Below are 15,896 nucleotides of genomic sequence, written 5' to 3'. Positions count from 1 at the left end.
CCTATCTATAAAAAGTATAACTAAAAGTACTATTGGGGTTTTATAAAATAGGTTGTTTAACCAGCACTAGCGAAAACGTCCTCGTTTGTGTACCACGTAGTAAATTCAAGCCTTATACTTTGCGTTCAAATAGTATACTCGACAGGGCAAAGGTGTTTTTTGCAAAAACAGGGAAGCTGCAAGCTTCCGCAATAAAAAGGCACAAGTCACGCTACGCTAGACTTGCGCCAGAACAGTTTTCAACCTATTGCTTGAGGTGAGCGCTCACGCAACGGCTACCGTCCATCGACTGAATGCTATGGACTATTCACTACTTCTTCCTACTCGCCAAAAAAGCCTCCAAATCACTTATGTCGTCATCAGTCAAGCCTTTCTCGATGATAAACTGCGCCAGTTTGCCCGAAATGGCTTTTTTAGTGGCGGCATCTTCATCTTTGGCAGCTGCCTGCGCCCCGTTGCCAACCGCCACTGATGCTACGGAACCACTCTGAGCCTTCGCCTCCAAAAAGCTTACATATTCGCCGGAAGGCAAAAACTCCTTCACCAATTCATCTACCGATTGCGAACTCTTTTCGCTGATAAACAAACGGTGTTGGTCATCAATCACTGAGCCTTCTTCGCGCTCTTCGGTATACAAGGCTTCATCCTGGAAAAACAAACTATAAGGCAAAGTATCGGCATAGAAAAACACCCGATGATCTACCTCTGTAGTCTCACGCCATTTTTTATAATAATTAGCCTCCCATTCTTTAGCACGTTGCATCAATTGATCTACGTCTAGCTTAGGGCTCGATAGGTGGATGCGTTCGGCGCTTTTCTTACCCCATTTTTTAGGGTACACCTCCATCGGCATCAACGGCTTGCCTTGTGCCTTGAGCACCTTAAACACTTGTTGTAGTGTTATGTCTTGCCCTTCTAAATGATTGAGGGTATTTTCGTTGAAATAAAAATCATTCTCGGCTTTAGGCTGTAGTATGTATTCGGTGTATTCATTCTTAAAATTATATACATACACCATAGGTACCTTGCCCAAATAAGTGTCATAGTCTAGCTGATGGTATATATCGTGTAACACCTGCAAACGAGCTTCATCGGCAAACACGGTGGCTTGTTTTTGCATAAAATCAAGGGCTCCCACCAGCAAAGTTTCGTTGAGGTCATTGATGGGTTTTTCTTCCAAATCCCACTCCCCACCCTGGGTAAGGAAGTTGCGTAACTGTACTGCTATAGAGTCTCCGGTATTCACCCCCAAGTCTTTCAAAAACAATTCTTTGTTTTCCTTGGCGTTTTCTTGGGTGCCTTCCCCGGCATCCAGCCATTGTTGCAAATACGCAGGTATATCTTCGGTGCCCGACACTACGCCCTCTTGCAATACCAATTGGGCAGGTACAAAGCCTAGCACTTGAGCCACGGGCAAATCGTTGATCGTTGTCCACTCGGTTTCGGCAATGGCGGTGCGTGCTGCTTCATTTTGGAGCCATTGGTCAAACAAGAAAGTCACAAAATCGCGGCGTTCCTCCTCACCCAACTCATCTTTGAGCGAAGGACAAACCAACTCGCCATCTTCAAAATAGGGCGAACAACCAATCACAAAAGTAGGATTGACCCTATAGGCAGGATTGGCGGCATCTATAGCCAGGTATTGGGTCACTGGTTGGTAGCAAGCCTTTAGGGTAGCATCGACTCGCACAAAGCTCAGCGGGTGGGTATAATAAAAATACTCTGCCGCATATACTTGTTCGTCCATTGCCACAATAGTAAAATCGTGGAAAACAAAATCGCCTCCCTCCTGCTTGTACAAAATCAAAAAGGCAAGCTGTGCGCCGCTCTTAATTCGGGCATCCTCCTGCGCCTTGATTGCTTCAAACACTTCCTCTTTGTTGGCGGCTTCCGGACGGAAAATAACTTCACTAATAAAATCAATTGCCGGAAACTCCATTAACTGGGTCGTGAGTTGGGCAGCAATTTCTTGCATTTTTGCCCTTTCGGGTAATATGGCTGCCAAAGGCAAACCCTCGTATACATCTTCTTGTATGGCAACCTCTTTGAGCGCATATTGCCCGTCGATGCGTATTTTATCGCGGAAAACCTCTATATCAAACTCTACCTCTTCGGCATTGTACAGCTCGTACGCCATCAACAAACAACGAAATTCAAACGAGTCTTCGCTGTATTGCTCTCCCGACATTTGCTTCAGCTCTAGAGTCTCCATTGCTTCCAAATATTCGGCTTTTATCTCTAGGTCACCCCCAAATACATAAGGCATTAGGGCTACATCGAAACCACTCAGGCGCAAGATTTCCTTGTACATCGGCAAGCCATCTTGCATGAGTCCGCAGTTTGCCAGTTCGGGGCGATAAAATGGCGCGGGGAGTTTTTTGAAAGATGCCTTGAAGGCAATCAAATCGTCAATCACCTCATCTTCGGTATAAAACTGATACAAAGCATTGTCGTGGGGAGTAATGGTAAAACTATCAAAACGGGGCTCCAGGTAGGCTTGTTCGAAGAAAGGGTACTCAGCAAGTACCATGAGTTCCAGCCAGCTTTTGAGCTCCTCTTCGGTATAAGTATCGTTGCTTTCGACCAAGTATTCGGCAAAGTCGTTTGCCTCTGCCACCTCAAATGCACTCACTGGCTGTAAGGCTTCCATTACCTCTGTCTCAGGCACTCGCAAATGGGTCATTTTGCCCAATAGCATGCTTAGGCTTTCAAGGTCTTGTACCTCGCCCAATTGAGGATGAAAAAACACCTCATCGCGGGTTTTAAAACCATCAGCAGTATATATATAAGGCAATTGTTGCGCCTCAAGGGTGGCTATGGCGTTGCCCAGCTTTTCTTTTGCTGCTGCAAAATACCCTTGCAATTGCTCACAAAAACGTTGCACCGGAAATTCGTCCGACAACACATGCGCAGTAATACTATCCCAATGTGGCACTATCAGGCTTTGGTAGATTTCAGCTGTATCCTGCAATAAATATTCGTCCAATACCTCGTCATAATCTTCGCGCTGAATCTTGAACGGCTGCAACCAGGCAGCTACTTCTATAGAAGGCGCCAGCAAGCTGCTCAAGGGCTGAATCTGACCATGCTGGTTGCTAAACAACTCCAAGTGGTCGAGCTCTATAGTTTCCAGACTTTTTACCAAGTCAAACAACTTGTGTTTTTGGCTTGCTTTCAGGTCATTGGTTTCCAGTTTTGCCTGAATGAATCTATCAAACAGCATTTGCTCGTTTTCGAGGTAAGGCAAATAACTCTGGAGGCTTTCCTGTAAATGGGCAAATTCGCTCAGGTTAATTTCAGACAATATAAAGTCAAAATCGCGCAATGCCTGGCGGTGCTTTTGCAGCTTGTCAAACACAAACAAGGCATTTTCGGTTTCTATGACTTCATCCAACGAGTACATTTCGTCGTTGCTGAATACAAATAACTTTTGCTCAACAAATTTTGAAAAACCTTCCTGGCTTTCGTTGATATATTTCAACAGGTTTTGTGCCTCGTCGCGCTCAAGGTAAGTCGTTTGAATCTGCCCTGGCAATGCCTGGTTGGGCACATCAAACGGCGCATTGCCCAAATAAGGCAACACCTGGTAATCGGGCATTAATAAATTAGTCAGTTTACTTACTGCCATTTGTAAGCTTGAGTATTCCATCTCGCCAATTTCGCGCAAAGCGGTATTAAAAAACACATAGTCGGCCGACTGGAAACCTTGCATGGTATACAAGCACTTTTTAGCCGCCAGGGTTTCGGCTTCGGTACTGTCTGCCTCGTAGTAACGCTGTACACTGGCATAAAAACCTGCTCCATCCTGGATCACCTCAGGGTGTTGTACAATGTCTTCCCAATCGGGGTAAATGCGGGTAGCGTATACTTCAGACACCGACGTAAGAAACTCCTCCAGATCGGGGGTGTATTCTTCTCCATTTATTTTGTGGGCAACCAGCCATTCTTCTTTGATTTCTTTGCTTGCCGACAACAACTCGCCCAAAGGCACAATGCGCCCTTCGGTATTACAAAACAACTGAAACTGTTTCCACTGATCTACTTCTATGCCCTCGATATTGAGCAAAGTGGCAAACAAACGTTGCTTCTCTTTGGGTGCCAACTGGTTGTTTTGGGTTTTGGCATTGACCATGTCAAAAAACAAGGTTGGATCGGCAAGGTAAGGAATGCGTTGTTGAATGGTGTCTTCTACCACCGAACTTTCGGGAGCAAAAGTGTGTTCAGACACCATAAACCCCAGTTTTATCAATATTTCGCGGATGGGTTCCAACGATTGAGGCAACAATATAAAGTTACCGCTGTTGGCCACTGCATTTATTGAATAATATCGATCGTTTGAAAATTTATAGTATTGAATATTCAAAAACTTATTCAACAAAAACTCTCCATTTGCTGTCCAGGTGTCTTCGTCTATAGCCTTTATTTCATCATGAATCAAAGCGTACTCTTCGGGTTGGGCGTTTCCAATCAATTGATTGAGGGCGGGCAAACTTCCCTGTTGAAACAAGTCAACAAAGTTCCAGGCGGTCAAACCCAATTTTTCAATCGCCACTTCTACTAGTTGTGGATCTTCGGCTTCGTCCCAAAAAAACCATTCTTTGTCTACCCCAAACTGGCGAGGGTGAAAGGGCAAATCAGTGTTTTTGAGCAATACTTTATTACGGTTTACAGCGTGTTGTTCTTTGGTAGGAATGTGCTCTTTGATATACTGAAAAAGCGGTTGGTACAAAATATCATTCAGCCAGGCAGTCCGCTCGGTGGTGGGCTCATCGCTGAGCAATATATTGGGAAAAATGTCTTTGTAAGTAGCAAAACCGGTGGGAATGAGCGTGTCGAAATGCTGGGTTAGTCGTTCGCTGAAAGTTTCAAACAAACGGATGTTGGCATCGTTGTAATTCTCCATTCGCTGGCGGTCAGTAGCCGTGTCGAAGTAATTGGAATGCAGAATAAAGTTAAAATTGTTTACTTCCGTTTTCATCGGAAAGTATTTGTAAAAACTGGGGGCTTTTTTCAGAATGTCTTCTGATTGGCGGTAAGGCAAATAACCAAAAAACACCTTCAGGTCGCACCAATCGTATTCGTCAGCTTCGGCAAGTTTTTGTTTGTCCAGGTCAAATATTTTGTGATAAGCCTTGTCGGTTTTAGGAATGGTGATTTCTATATTGGATTTAGACAAGTCTACTGGTTGGGTGATTTCTATATGGTCGCCAATTTTTACTTCGCGTAATTTTTTCAAAAAGTTGAGCGATATTTCTACTCCTTTTTTAAACCCAGCCTCGTTTTGCAACAATTTGTCGTATTTACCATTGCCTAGTTTGATAAAAAACAAGGAGCCTTGCCCCAACTCTTTCAAATTGAGTTTGTGCTCATATTTTTTCAAAAATGCTACATACTCCAGTAGTTCTTCTTTGGGGAAAAGTACCTGCTGTTTGTTTTGCAGGTCTACCGTGCTGGCATCTTCGGGGTGCACTGGAAAACAAGTCAACAAAATCTTAAACAACCAGGGAGCGTCTTCAGCGTTCCAGTCTCCTTTGTCAAAACCTTGTTTGAGCTGGTCAACATCTAGTTTCAACAACGACTCTATGTGTTCGGTTTTCGACCAGCTAAACACCACAGGTCCTTTATTGTCGCGCATCATCTCTTCAGCGCCGGTGGTTTTGCCCAATAAACGGTAGGCCAGTTTAAAACCGATTCCAAAACGTCCGATTTTTTCGCAGCTCTTTTTGGTAGAAGCCGCTATATTCAATAACGAGGTCAGGTCATCGCGGGAAAAGGGTTTTCCGTTGTTGATTGCCACAAAGTAAGATTCATCGTAAAATATATTGAACAAAGACGACTGGGCGTCAGCTGCATTCTGGATAAATTCATAGATGGCCTGATCGTCTTGAGCTATTTTGAGCGGAGTACTCAAAAAATTGGCAATGTCGGGCACTGCCCCATGTACCAAATCTATAAAACCCAAGGTATTATCGTGACGATAGCCAATAAAATCGGGGTTGATTGCCTGATCATTTTTTCGTAATTTATATTCGTTTTTATACCAATCTCTAAAGAGGTTAACGTCTTTAATCTTCATGTATACAGTTAGTTTTACGTGGATTCAATCTCTGGGTAATTTCTAAATAGCTGCCACTGACAATAAATAAGCCGAAATAAGGCGATTTACTTATCAGCAGATAAACCTATATATTTGGGTGTAATATCAGCATGCAAATGTAATACTTTTAGCCAATGTTTGCCCAAAAAAAACAAGTAATTTGCTAAAAAACTAAACAAAAATTGTTAATATAATAAGCAATAAAAATAACGTGTCTGCCCGTATCTAAGAAGCGGGTGATTAAGCATTTGTACCTCTTTAAATAGAAAACATTGATGGTTCTAAAAATTTACTCCCCTCCTCCGCCACTCAACATTTTTGTAAAATCACTGATTTATTACAAAGGTTATACGGCCTCTGATGCCCTCGAAAAGTTGTTGCCTGATGGCAACTCGCAACTAATAATAGCACTGGATGACAACCCCAGAATAGCCACACGAGAAACAACAGACACCCACTTTACCAAAGCCTGGATTACAGGCATACAAACCCAGCCTATAGTGTACCAGGGCGAGCAAAATGCCCAGACCTTATGCATACAGTTTCATCCTGGAGGCTTGTATGCCCTTACCCACATACCCTCCACCGAGTTTCACAACCAGTTGATAGAAGCTTCGTTGGTGCTCAACCCTGCCACCATCAATCACCTGCGAGAACAATTACTGGCTTGCCATACTGCCGCAGAAATATTCAGTATAGCGTGTATTTTTTTAAAGCAAAGATTGTTTACTTTTACTCCTGACAACTACTTGCTCACTTTTACGCATTTGTTACTTTGCGAAAAAAACCAACCTCTTGCTCAGGTAAGCCGTCAAACCGGGTATTCTCAAAAACACTTCATTCAATTGTACAAAAAGATGGCGGGCATTTCGCCTAAAAAATACCAACGCCTACACCGGGTAAACCGTGCCATTGAACTGCTTCAGCGCAAAGCTCAGTTTTCGTACAGCGATATTAGCCACCTTTGTCATTTTTATGACCAAGCACACTTCATCAACGAGTTTCGTTATTTTACTGGGTTTAGCCCCAGTCAATACCTCCAACTATCGCTGAGCTATCCGCATGTGGTTGCTTATTCGACGTAAGCTGCGAGGTAAATTTTTTCCAATACAATGGCTTTTTAATGTGGTAATCTTGTAAAAAAAATTAAACCCATTATGAAAAAGATTGTATATTATATTGCCAGCTCAATAGATGGCTACATTGCTGACGTAAACGGAGGTGTTGAACGTTTTTTGATGGAGGGAGCCCACGCTGACGAGTTTCAACAATCGCTGAACGAGTATGATACCGTACTTATGGGCAGAAAAACCTACGAGTTTGGCTTTCAGTATGGCATCAAGCCAGGCGAACCAGCATATCCGGGGCTGCGCCATATCATTGTATCAGGTACCCTAAAGTTTGACAGTAACCAATACGTGCAACTGGTCAATGATGAGGTAATAGCGTACATTACCCGTTTAAAAAAACAAGCGGGCAAATCAATTTGGCTTTGTGGTGGGGGACATTTGGCGGGTTTGCTGGCACAGCACCAACTCATAGACGAGGTAATACTCAAAGTAAACCCTATAGTGCTGGGGCAAGGCATTCCGCTGTTTGCAGGTTTAGAATCACCCCTGACACTGCAAGCAACCCAACATACCCATTACAAAAATGGGGTTTCATTGCTTAAATATGAGGTGGTAAAATCGGCAACTAACGGAGTAATGCCTGTCAAGGATTAGTGATTGGTTAGCTAAAGCAGGCTCAACTTTTACTTTACGGGTTGTTAGTCACGCCTGTAAAAACCTGAAAGTACCGATGAACAACAAATGATATACTAACTACAGATCAAAATATGCTTTATGAAAAACCTACTATTATTTTTATGCCTGTGGGCTTGTGCCTCCAAACAATCGCACACCCAACAAACCACGTCGGACAAACTGCCCCAACTCAAGGTAAGGTACATTGCCAACGAGGGAGTGTTTTTGCAGGCAACCAATGCCCAGGGGCAAAGCAGAAAGGTGTTGATAGATGCGCTGCACCAAAAATATCGCCCCATTTATCTATACCCCAGTGCTGAACTTACCCGGCAAATGACTCAAGGCATTTCTCCTTTCGACAAGGTAAACCTGGTACTGGTAACCCACATTCACGCCGATCATTTTGGGGCTTCGGTATGTGCCCGCCAGCTCCGGCAAAACCCCGCTACCCAACTGGTAGGTTCTACACAAATACGCGATAGTTTACAAAAAACCAGTTTTTACCCTCAGATAAAAAACCAAATAAAAGTAGCTACCAAAGCCGAAAGCCTGACGCTCAACCAAATTCCCATAAAAATACTCCCCATTGCCCACACCTGGGCGCGTCGTCATGGGTGGGTCAAAAACTTTGGCTATATTGTCGACCTTTATGGTAAAAAAGTGCTACACATTGGCGATGCTGAACTGTCAGAAGATATATTCAAGGCTTTGGCATTGCACCAAGCGAACATAGATGTAGCCATACTACCTCTGTGGTTTGTCAATTCGCCCCAAGGCAAAAAATTGGTAAACAAATACATTCGCCCCAAAAACATCATCGCTACTCATATATCGGTAGGTAACGAAGAGCAGGCTTTTCGACAAGTAAAAAAGTATTTCCCTACAGCCATTGTTTTTACCAAATCAGGCGAAGAGTGGACGCTTTTGTAAAGCAGGTTTTTTATTGAATTTTATTGGTGGGCAACCACGGGGCATTTTTACCTCGTCATTGGTGAAATAAAGGGCGACCACAAGGGTGCGCCCCTACATGTGAATCATTGGTGAAACAAAGGACGATTACAAGGGTGCGTACCTACATGTGGATCATTGGTGAAATAAAGGGCTTTACGCTCATTCGTAATTGAACAATTCGTAATTCGTAATTAATAAGCCGAATCTTTCTTGATATGGAAGCGGTGGTAATACCCATTCTTGAAAAAGTAGGCAGGGTGAGATTTCCACAGCATAGCGGCATCTACAGTTCTAAAACTCACCTTAGGCCAGGTGCCATTGTTAATGCTTTTGGGGTACCCGGCATCTACCCGGTTTTTGGCAAAGTCATAACGTACATATCGACTACCACTAAAGAAGTATACCTTGCCATTGGGGTAAGGCAAAGCGGCGTCTACCCGGCCAAACATCCTGGAACCAGCCCCTCCCCAATGCCTTTTGATATTTTTAGGGTAACCAGGGTCTACCTTGTTGGTGCGCACATCGTAACGCACATACTGGGTACCACTAAATAAATACACCTTGTTGTTGCCTTTCCAGTAAAAAGCAGCATCTATTTTATTAAAAGGCACTCCACGCCAATGTTTACGTATAGATAGGGGCGACCCCATCCGGCGGGTTTTAGTGTCCCAGCGTGCATACATGCTACCACTAAATAAATAATTAATATCGCCAGGGTAATAAGTGGCCGCGTCTACCTTGCGAAAAGGAAAACCTTTCCAGCCCTTGCGAATAAGGGTAGGCGCTAACCGGGTGTTCCCTCCACTGTTGCCTACGTTGCCCCCTCCAGTACTGCTTCCACTGCTGCCTCCGGTGGTACCACTGGTAGCCACGCGAGAAAAGTTTTGCACCCAATAGTGACGCCATTTGTTTTTGAGCCCTCGTTTGTAATAATAGCCCACTCCCAGGCTTTTGCTGCCCTTGCTCAATATATTTCTTTTGTGGCCGGGGCTATTCATCCATTGGCGCATAGTGCCCGCTGGTGTGCTACCTCCTACGGCTATATTTTCGGCGCTGCCGGGTCCAAATTTTTTAATGCGGGTAAAGGTAGCACATACTTTTCGCCCGCCCCGGTCATAAGAGGCATGGTCAAAATAATTGTCGTGTGCCATGTCGGCAGCATGGTAACGCGCTGCCCTTGCCATTTTTGTGTTCCAGGTAAGCGGTTGCAAGCCTCGCTTTTTACGTTCTACATTTACCAGTCGCAATACTTCTTTTTCGTGAGCCTCGTTTACTGGTGCTACATACTCATTGCCTTTGGCACATCCCCGAAAGGGCTGCGCCTGCAGCGAGGAGGCGAGCAACACCAGTAAAATCAAAGAAAGCGACCTGGATAAGTCAATACTCAATTGTTTGGTTTTCATCATAATGTAAATATTGGTTATTTTCTGAGTGTAAGTGGTTGCAAGCCGTCGGGTGGTAATGTATAAGCATATTTGTCATGCTTTAGTTTTCGCTCAATGCACTTATTGGTGTAGTATTAAGGATACATTTAAGGTTTGAGTTTTTAACGAAAGTTTGGGCAAAAAGTACAGGCATCGGTTTTTATTTTTAAGAAAAATATGCAAAGATTCCCTTGGACAAATAGGAGATAAACCAGCCCAAAGGCTATAAATGTTTCGCCAAAATTACAATTTTCTAAAAAAGCGTTTAATTTTGCACCCTGTTTTAAAAAAGGGGCTACAAAACAAAAGCATTTGGGCTTATATACAGGCTATTGTTTTGTAACACCAAAACCAATCAAAAAAGATAGCGGCGATATGGATATGAAGAAACTGACCAGGATGTTTGTACTGATTCTGGCTATTTGGGGAATCAACTACTCTGCACAAGCACAAAAAAAAGAGGAGTTAGGTTTTAGGGTAAAGGCATCTAAACAAGCAGTAATCGGAGCCAAAAAAGTAAATTTCACCATCAAAGTAGTGACCAAAGAAGGGAAACTCGTTACCAAGTTAGACAAACCACTTTCATTTACTATTGCCCAAAAAGACACCATGCTTACTTTCAAAGAGGGAGTGTTTGTGTACACAGCAAAAATTGACAAATCGCAAGACATTACTTTTACTTATAACGACACCCACGTATCTACCACGCATCGGGTCAAGTTTTTTCCTACCTGGCTGAGCATATTACCTGCCCTGCTCGCCATTGCCTTTGCGCTTATCTTTCGCGAGGTAATTGTGTCTATTTTTACTGGAATATTTTTGGGTGCCTGGATATTGAGCGGCTTTGGCATTGGCAATTTGATCCCCGCAGTGCTTACCGTATTGGATACTTACTTGCTCAAGGCGCTTAACAATGGTTCGCACATTTCTATTATCTTATTTACGATGGCAATTGGGGGCATTGTAGCCATTGTATCGCAAAACGGAGGAATGGCAGGTGTGGTGCAAATATTGTCGCGCCTGGCAAACTCTGCCCGAAACACCCAATTGGTTACCTGGTTGTTGGGGCTTGCCATTTTCTTTGACGATTACGCCAACACCTTGATTGTGGGTAATACTATGCGCCCTATTACCGATCGTTTTCGTATTTCACGCGAAAAACTTGCCTACATTGTCGACAGTACGTCGGCACCAGTGGCTGCGGTGGCTTTTGTGACTACCTGGATTGGGGCGGAGCTTTCGCAAATTCAAGATGCAGTAACAGGCATTAACAAAACTGCTCCCAAAGGCTGGCTCATCAACGAAGGAGCTTATTCTATTTTCTTGCAATCGCTTGAGTTTTCTTTTTACCCTATTCTTGCCGTGTTGTTTATGCTTATTTTGTTGTATAGCCGCCGTGACTTTGGCCCTATGTATAAGGCCGAAATGCGCGCCCGGCAAACAGGCGAAGTAAATAAAGGGGAAGCACCCGCCGGAGAAGCCGACACCAGCGAGTTTGAGCCAGTAAAAAAAGATTATTTGAAATGGTACAATGCCTTGATACCTATTATGGTGGTAATATTAGGCACCATTGTAGGCTTGGTATATACCGGAATGGACGCCGCCGCACAAAAGCTGCATACCAGTGATGTATGGATGAACCTTGCCCGACTAAACGATGGGGTGGAGCCTTCTTTTATTCGTAAAGTAGGCATGGTTTTAGGAATGGCAGATTCTTATGTCACCTTGTTGTGGGCGTCGTTGCTGGGGCTTATTACCGCCATATTGCTCACAGTGTCGCAACGTATTATGAGTTTACAAAAAACTATGGATGCCATGGTGATGGGTTTCAAAACGGTGTTGCCTCCTGTGCTTATTTTATTGTTTGCCTGGGCGCTTGCCAAAGTAAACGCTGACCTGGGCACGGGCGATTACTTGTCTAATTTTTTGCTTGACGTAAAAATGTCGGCGTACTGGCTACCTGTCATTACTTTTATTCTTGCTGCCATTGTCGCGTTCTCTACTGGTTCCAGTTGGGGCACCATGGCCATTTTATACCCTTTGATTTTACCTGCGGTATGGACTGCCGCCCAAAGTGGAAAGATTCCCCCTGCCGAGGCGATGACTATTTTTTACCACGTCACGTCGGTAGTACTTGCAGGCTCGGTATTTGGCGACCATTGTTCACCTATTTCCGACACCACTATTTTGAGTTCGCTGGCGTCGGGTTGCAACCACATAGAGCACGTGCGCACTCAATTGCCTTATGCGCTTACTGTAGCAAGCGTAAGCATTTTGGCTTCGTCGGTATTTTTTGTGGTGGGTTTGCCCTGGTATATCGTGTATCCAGTGTGTATAGGCATGCTCATCGCCGTGGTAAAGCTGGTAGGCAAGCCTGTGCCCGAACCAGAAGGTATGGCTTAGGAGCTACGTTACTTGAAGCTATTCAATCCCCATGTTTGCTTTTTAAAGTAAATGTGGGGATTTTTTTATATGCAAAATATCCCTGTTTTAAGGGTTTCGTGAAACTTTCTTGTTTTTTCATTAGACGGCTCTCTAATATTTCAAAAGAACTCAGGACAAATTGCTAAACTTTCTACCGCAAAATCGTTAAATTAGGCAAGAGAAACATCAAGCATATAACACTATGAAAAGAAATTACTTATTCTCATTATTGCTGTTGTTGGGTTTATTGAGCAGCAATGTGCAACAAGGACAAGCACAAATTGGCGATATTATAGGGGCAGCGGGTTCGTTGGGTGAAGGATGTTCTGGTTGCAGCGGTTTTTCGGGTTGTGGGCAAGGTTGTAATGCCAGCGACCTTTTCTTTTTAACCCAATTTATTGAATGGAACGCTCAATGGATTAGCAACCGAAGGGGGGCACCTATTCCACTGGGGGCAGAGCTCATGCTAGATGCCAGCGCCTTGCCTGTTACTTATGGTGTTTATCGCCCGCGCATTAGGGTAAACCTGGGGCTTTTTTCTACCGATTATCGCTACAGTATTTTGGTGCAGGAAATACTAGGCGAAACTGATATTTATGCCACTCACGATTGGCAAATGCTGGTGTTTAATCCCGTGCTTACCGATGTATTTGCCATGCGCATAGGCATAGGCGCAGTGTACGAAGAACTCTCGCGTAATTTGTACCAAGACCACAACCTGGGGCTTGATTTTTATATGTTCGACCAAGCAGTAAAGTTGGGGGTAGAAGGACGCTATGCTTATCATTTTGGAGCACGCATAGCCCCAAGGGTAGAATTAAACAGTGAACTTAAGTTTCGTTTGCTCAATGCCCGCCACGCCAAGATATATGCAGGACTCAATGCATTTTACGCCCGTTATTACCAACAAATTGACATTTGGAGTGTGGGAGTGGGGCTTAATTTTAGGTTTGAATAATTTTTCAATAAAAAAACCGCCCTGTGTACAGAGCGGTTTTTTTATTGGCACCTACTTGCCTGTCCAAATATCATTGGAGGTATTCACATCATAAATCACCCGTTGTGGGTCAAGTTGTATACGCTTGATTTTGCCCGTACTATGGTGTAAGTAACGAAACGTATTGCCCTTGAACCAGATTTCTACCGAAAGGTTCACAATTTTTTTAGTCCCGTTTTCTTCTTCTATTTCCAAAATTGCAGGCATTACTACCCCGCCCTTGTTTTCGAGGGTAATGATGGCTCCTTGCTTAGGGTCGTTTTTACGATAAGTTACTGATTTGATCCCTTGGTCGATGGTTTCATTGGTATAAAACCATTTTTTCCAAAACCAGTCCAACTCTTCGCCCGCCGCATTTTCTATCGTGTTGAAAAAGTCGATGGGTGTAGGGTGCTTGTATGCCCAACGTTTGATGTAGGTGCGGAAAGCGTAGTCAAAACGCTCAGGACCTAATATTGCCTCACGCAACATATACAAGCCCATTGCAGGTTTATAATAAGCGGTCATGCCTAAACTACCAGAGCTTCTTACGATATCGGGGTAAGTATGGATACTTTCGGCATTGGGCGAACGCAAAGCACCTCCCAATAAGGAACTCCCCAACAAGGCAGAACTTTTGTACTCTCCTTTGTTAAAGGCAAGTGTGCTGTAGTGGTTGATGAAGGTATTGAACCCTTCGTCCATCCAAGGGTACAAACGCTCGTTGCTGCCCACAATCATAGGAAACCAATTGTGCCCAAACTCGTGATCAGTTACTCCCCACAGACTTCCTCTGGTGGCTTTCCAACCACAAAACGACAAGCCTGGGTATTCCATTCCACCCACGTTGCTGGCTACATTTACCGCTACTGGGTAAGGGTACTCAAACCACATTTTAGAATAATGCTCTATGCTTTTTTTAGTATATTCGGTAGAGCGTGCCCAAGCACTGTTGCCGTCGCTCTCTATAGGGTACACCGATTGTGCCATGGCTTTGCGTCCACTAGGTAGGTTGATACGGGCTGCATCCCAGATAAAACTAGTAGATGAGCCCCAGGCTACATCGCGGCTATTTTTCATTTTAAATTGCCAAGTAATGGTACCACTTTGCTTGGGACGGGTGGTTTTGGGCTGATTGATTTCTTTATTGCTGATAATAGCCACCGTTTTATCGCTTTTGGCAGCTTTGGCAAAACGCTTGATTTGCTCTTTGGTCAATACATCTTTAGGGTTTTGCAGCTCGCCCGATGCCACCACAATGTGGTTATAAGGCACTGTAAGTTTTACATCATAATCGCCGTATTCGCAATAAAACTCACCTGCGCCCAGATAAGGGGCAGTATTCCAACCCTTGATGTCGTCGTATACACACATGCGTGGGTACCACTGCGCCATACTATAGATTACCCCATTTTTGGTTTTAAGTCTACCCGTTCTGTCCATGCCATACTCAGGTACTTTAAATTGAAAGTCAATGTCTATAGTAACTTTTCCTCCTTTAGGCTTTAGCCCCTCATCGAGCCTTATTTGCATGCGGGTATCGCTTACTACATATTTGGCTATATAGACTTTACTACCCGCTTTTACTTTGATATTGCTTAGTTTATAACCTCCATCAAAATCTCCGGTATACCTTCCGCCACTTAAGGCTACATTTACCGCCCCACGGGCGTCTTTCTTAAAACGGTTTTGCCCTAGTTGCAACCACAAAAAGTCGAGCACATCGGGGCTATTGTTGGTATAAGTAATGGTTACATGCCCCTTAAGCTCATGGGTTTTATCGTCAAGGTTTGCGGTAAGTATATAATCTGCTTTGTTTTGCCAATATTCTGCCCCAGGCGCTCCCGAAGCCGATCGGTAAGGGTTTCCCTGCCAGTCAACCATAGGCAAAAAAGTATTAAGGTTATTTTGAGCCTGAGCACCCCCCAACACCATAAAAAACATGATCACTGATGTACACCAGTAGGTAAGTTTTTTCATAATTTATTATAAAAAGTTGATAATAAGATTAATAATTGTAGCCTGAAGCTATTTCAGTGCTAATCTATACAAGTCGTTCGTTTATTCTCAATTATGCAGTAAAAATAATCAATCAGGTATAGATCATTTTGGAAAAAAATGCTTTTTATCTAATTTTCGTCAAAAAACATTTTTTTGAAAGCTTTTGTTTTTTTCTTATGTTTAATTTTTCGCTTTGATTGATTTCTTAGGAATGGTACCAAAATAAATACGCATTCTTAACCTCATCTTTTGAGGCTATACTTTGTTAAAAAATAGCC

8 protein-coding genes are annotated in these 15,896 nt (G+C 43.6%); 5 read left to right on the top strand and 3 right to left on the bottom strand.

Going from position 1 to position 15,896, the window contains the following annotated elements; translation table 11 throughout:
- Window positions 1-310: 310 nt before the first annotated feature.
- Window positions 311-6,076 (bottom strand): ATP-binding protein, encoded by a 5,766-nt coding sequence (locus Q0954_RS18610; RefSeq protein WP_299459100.1) that lies wholly within the window; start codon window positions 6,074-6,076, stop codon window positions 311-313.
- Window positions 6,077-6,372: 296 nt separating this feature from the next.
- On the opposite strand from Q0954_RS18610, the gene Q0954_RS18605 reads away from it, so the two are divergent.
- The 3 genes from Q0954_RS18605 (at window position 6,373) to Q0954_RS18595 (ending at window position 8,772) form a co-directional block, all read left to right on the top strand.
- Window positions 6,373-7,182, top strand: a complete 810-nt coding sequence (locus Q0954_RS18605) for an AraC family transcriptional regulator (RefSeq protein WP_299459122.1) — start codon at window positions 6,373-6,375, stop codon at window positions 7,180-7,182.
- A gap of 72 nt (window positions 7,183-7,254) precedes the next feature.
- Window positions 7,255-7,821, top strand: a complete 567-nt coding sequence (locus tag Q0954_RS18600) for a dihydrofolate reductase family protein (RefSeq protein WP_299459099.1) — start codon at window positions 7,255-7,257, stop codon at window positions 7,819-7,821.
- Window positions 7,822-7,941: 120 nt separating this feature from the next.
- Window positions 7,942-8,772: an MBL fold metallo-hydrolase gene (locus tag Q0954_RS18595; protein ID WP_299459098.1), complete on the top strand. Its 831-nt coding sequence runs from the start codon at window positions 7,942-7,944 to the stop codon at window positions 8,770-8,772.
- Between the two features lie 212 nt (window positions 8,773-8,984).
- On the opposite strand, the gene Q0954_RS18590 is transcribed toward Q0954_RS18595, so the two are convergent.
- On the bottom strand, window positions 8,985-10,199 hold the full coding sequence (locus Q0954_RS18590) for a hemopexin repeat-containing protein (RefSeq protein WP_299459097.1): 1,215 nt from the start codon (window positions 10,197-10,199) through the stop codon (window positions 8,985-8,987).
- A 393-nt stretch (window positions 10,200-10,592) separates the two neighbouring features.
- Between Q0954_RS18590 and Q0954_RS18585 the strand changes: the two genes are divergently transcribed.
- Window positions 10,593-12,620, top strand: a complete 2,028-nt coding sequence (locus tag Q0954_RS18585) for a Na+/H+ antiporter NhaC family protein (RefSeq protein WP_299459096.1) — start codon at window positions 10,593-10,595, stop codon at window positions 12,618-12,620.
- A 223-nt stretch (window positions 12,621-12,843) separates the two neighbouring features.
- Window positions 12,844-13,599: a hypothetical protein gene (locus tag Q0954_RS18580; RefSeq protein WP_299459095.1), complete on the top strand. Its 756-nt coding sequence runs from the start codon at window positions 12,844-12,846 to the stop codon at window positions 13,597-13,599.
- A 51-nt stretch (window positions 13,600-13,650) separates the two neighbouring features.
- Here the strand turns inward: Q0954_RS18580 and Q0954_RS18575 are convergent, their stop codons facing one another.
- A complete protein-coding gene (locus Q0954_RS18575) occupies window positions 13,651-15,597 on the bottom strand; it encodes a M1 family metallopeptidase (protein WP_299459094.1) in 1,947 nt (648 codons plus the stop codon).
- Window positions 15,598-15,896: the final 299 nt, after the last annotated feature.

It is taken from the genome of uncultured Microscilla sp. (assembly GCF_947493425.1).
Classification (GTDB): domain Bacteria; phylum Bacteroidota; class Bacteroidia; order Cytophagales; family Microscillaceae; genus Microscilla.
Note: the sequence above shows the minus strand (reverse complement) of the source record. Positions and strands in the feature narration are given on the sequence as shown.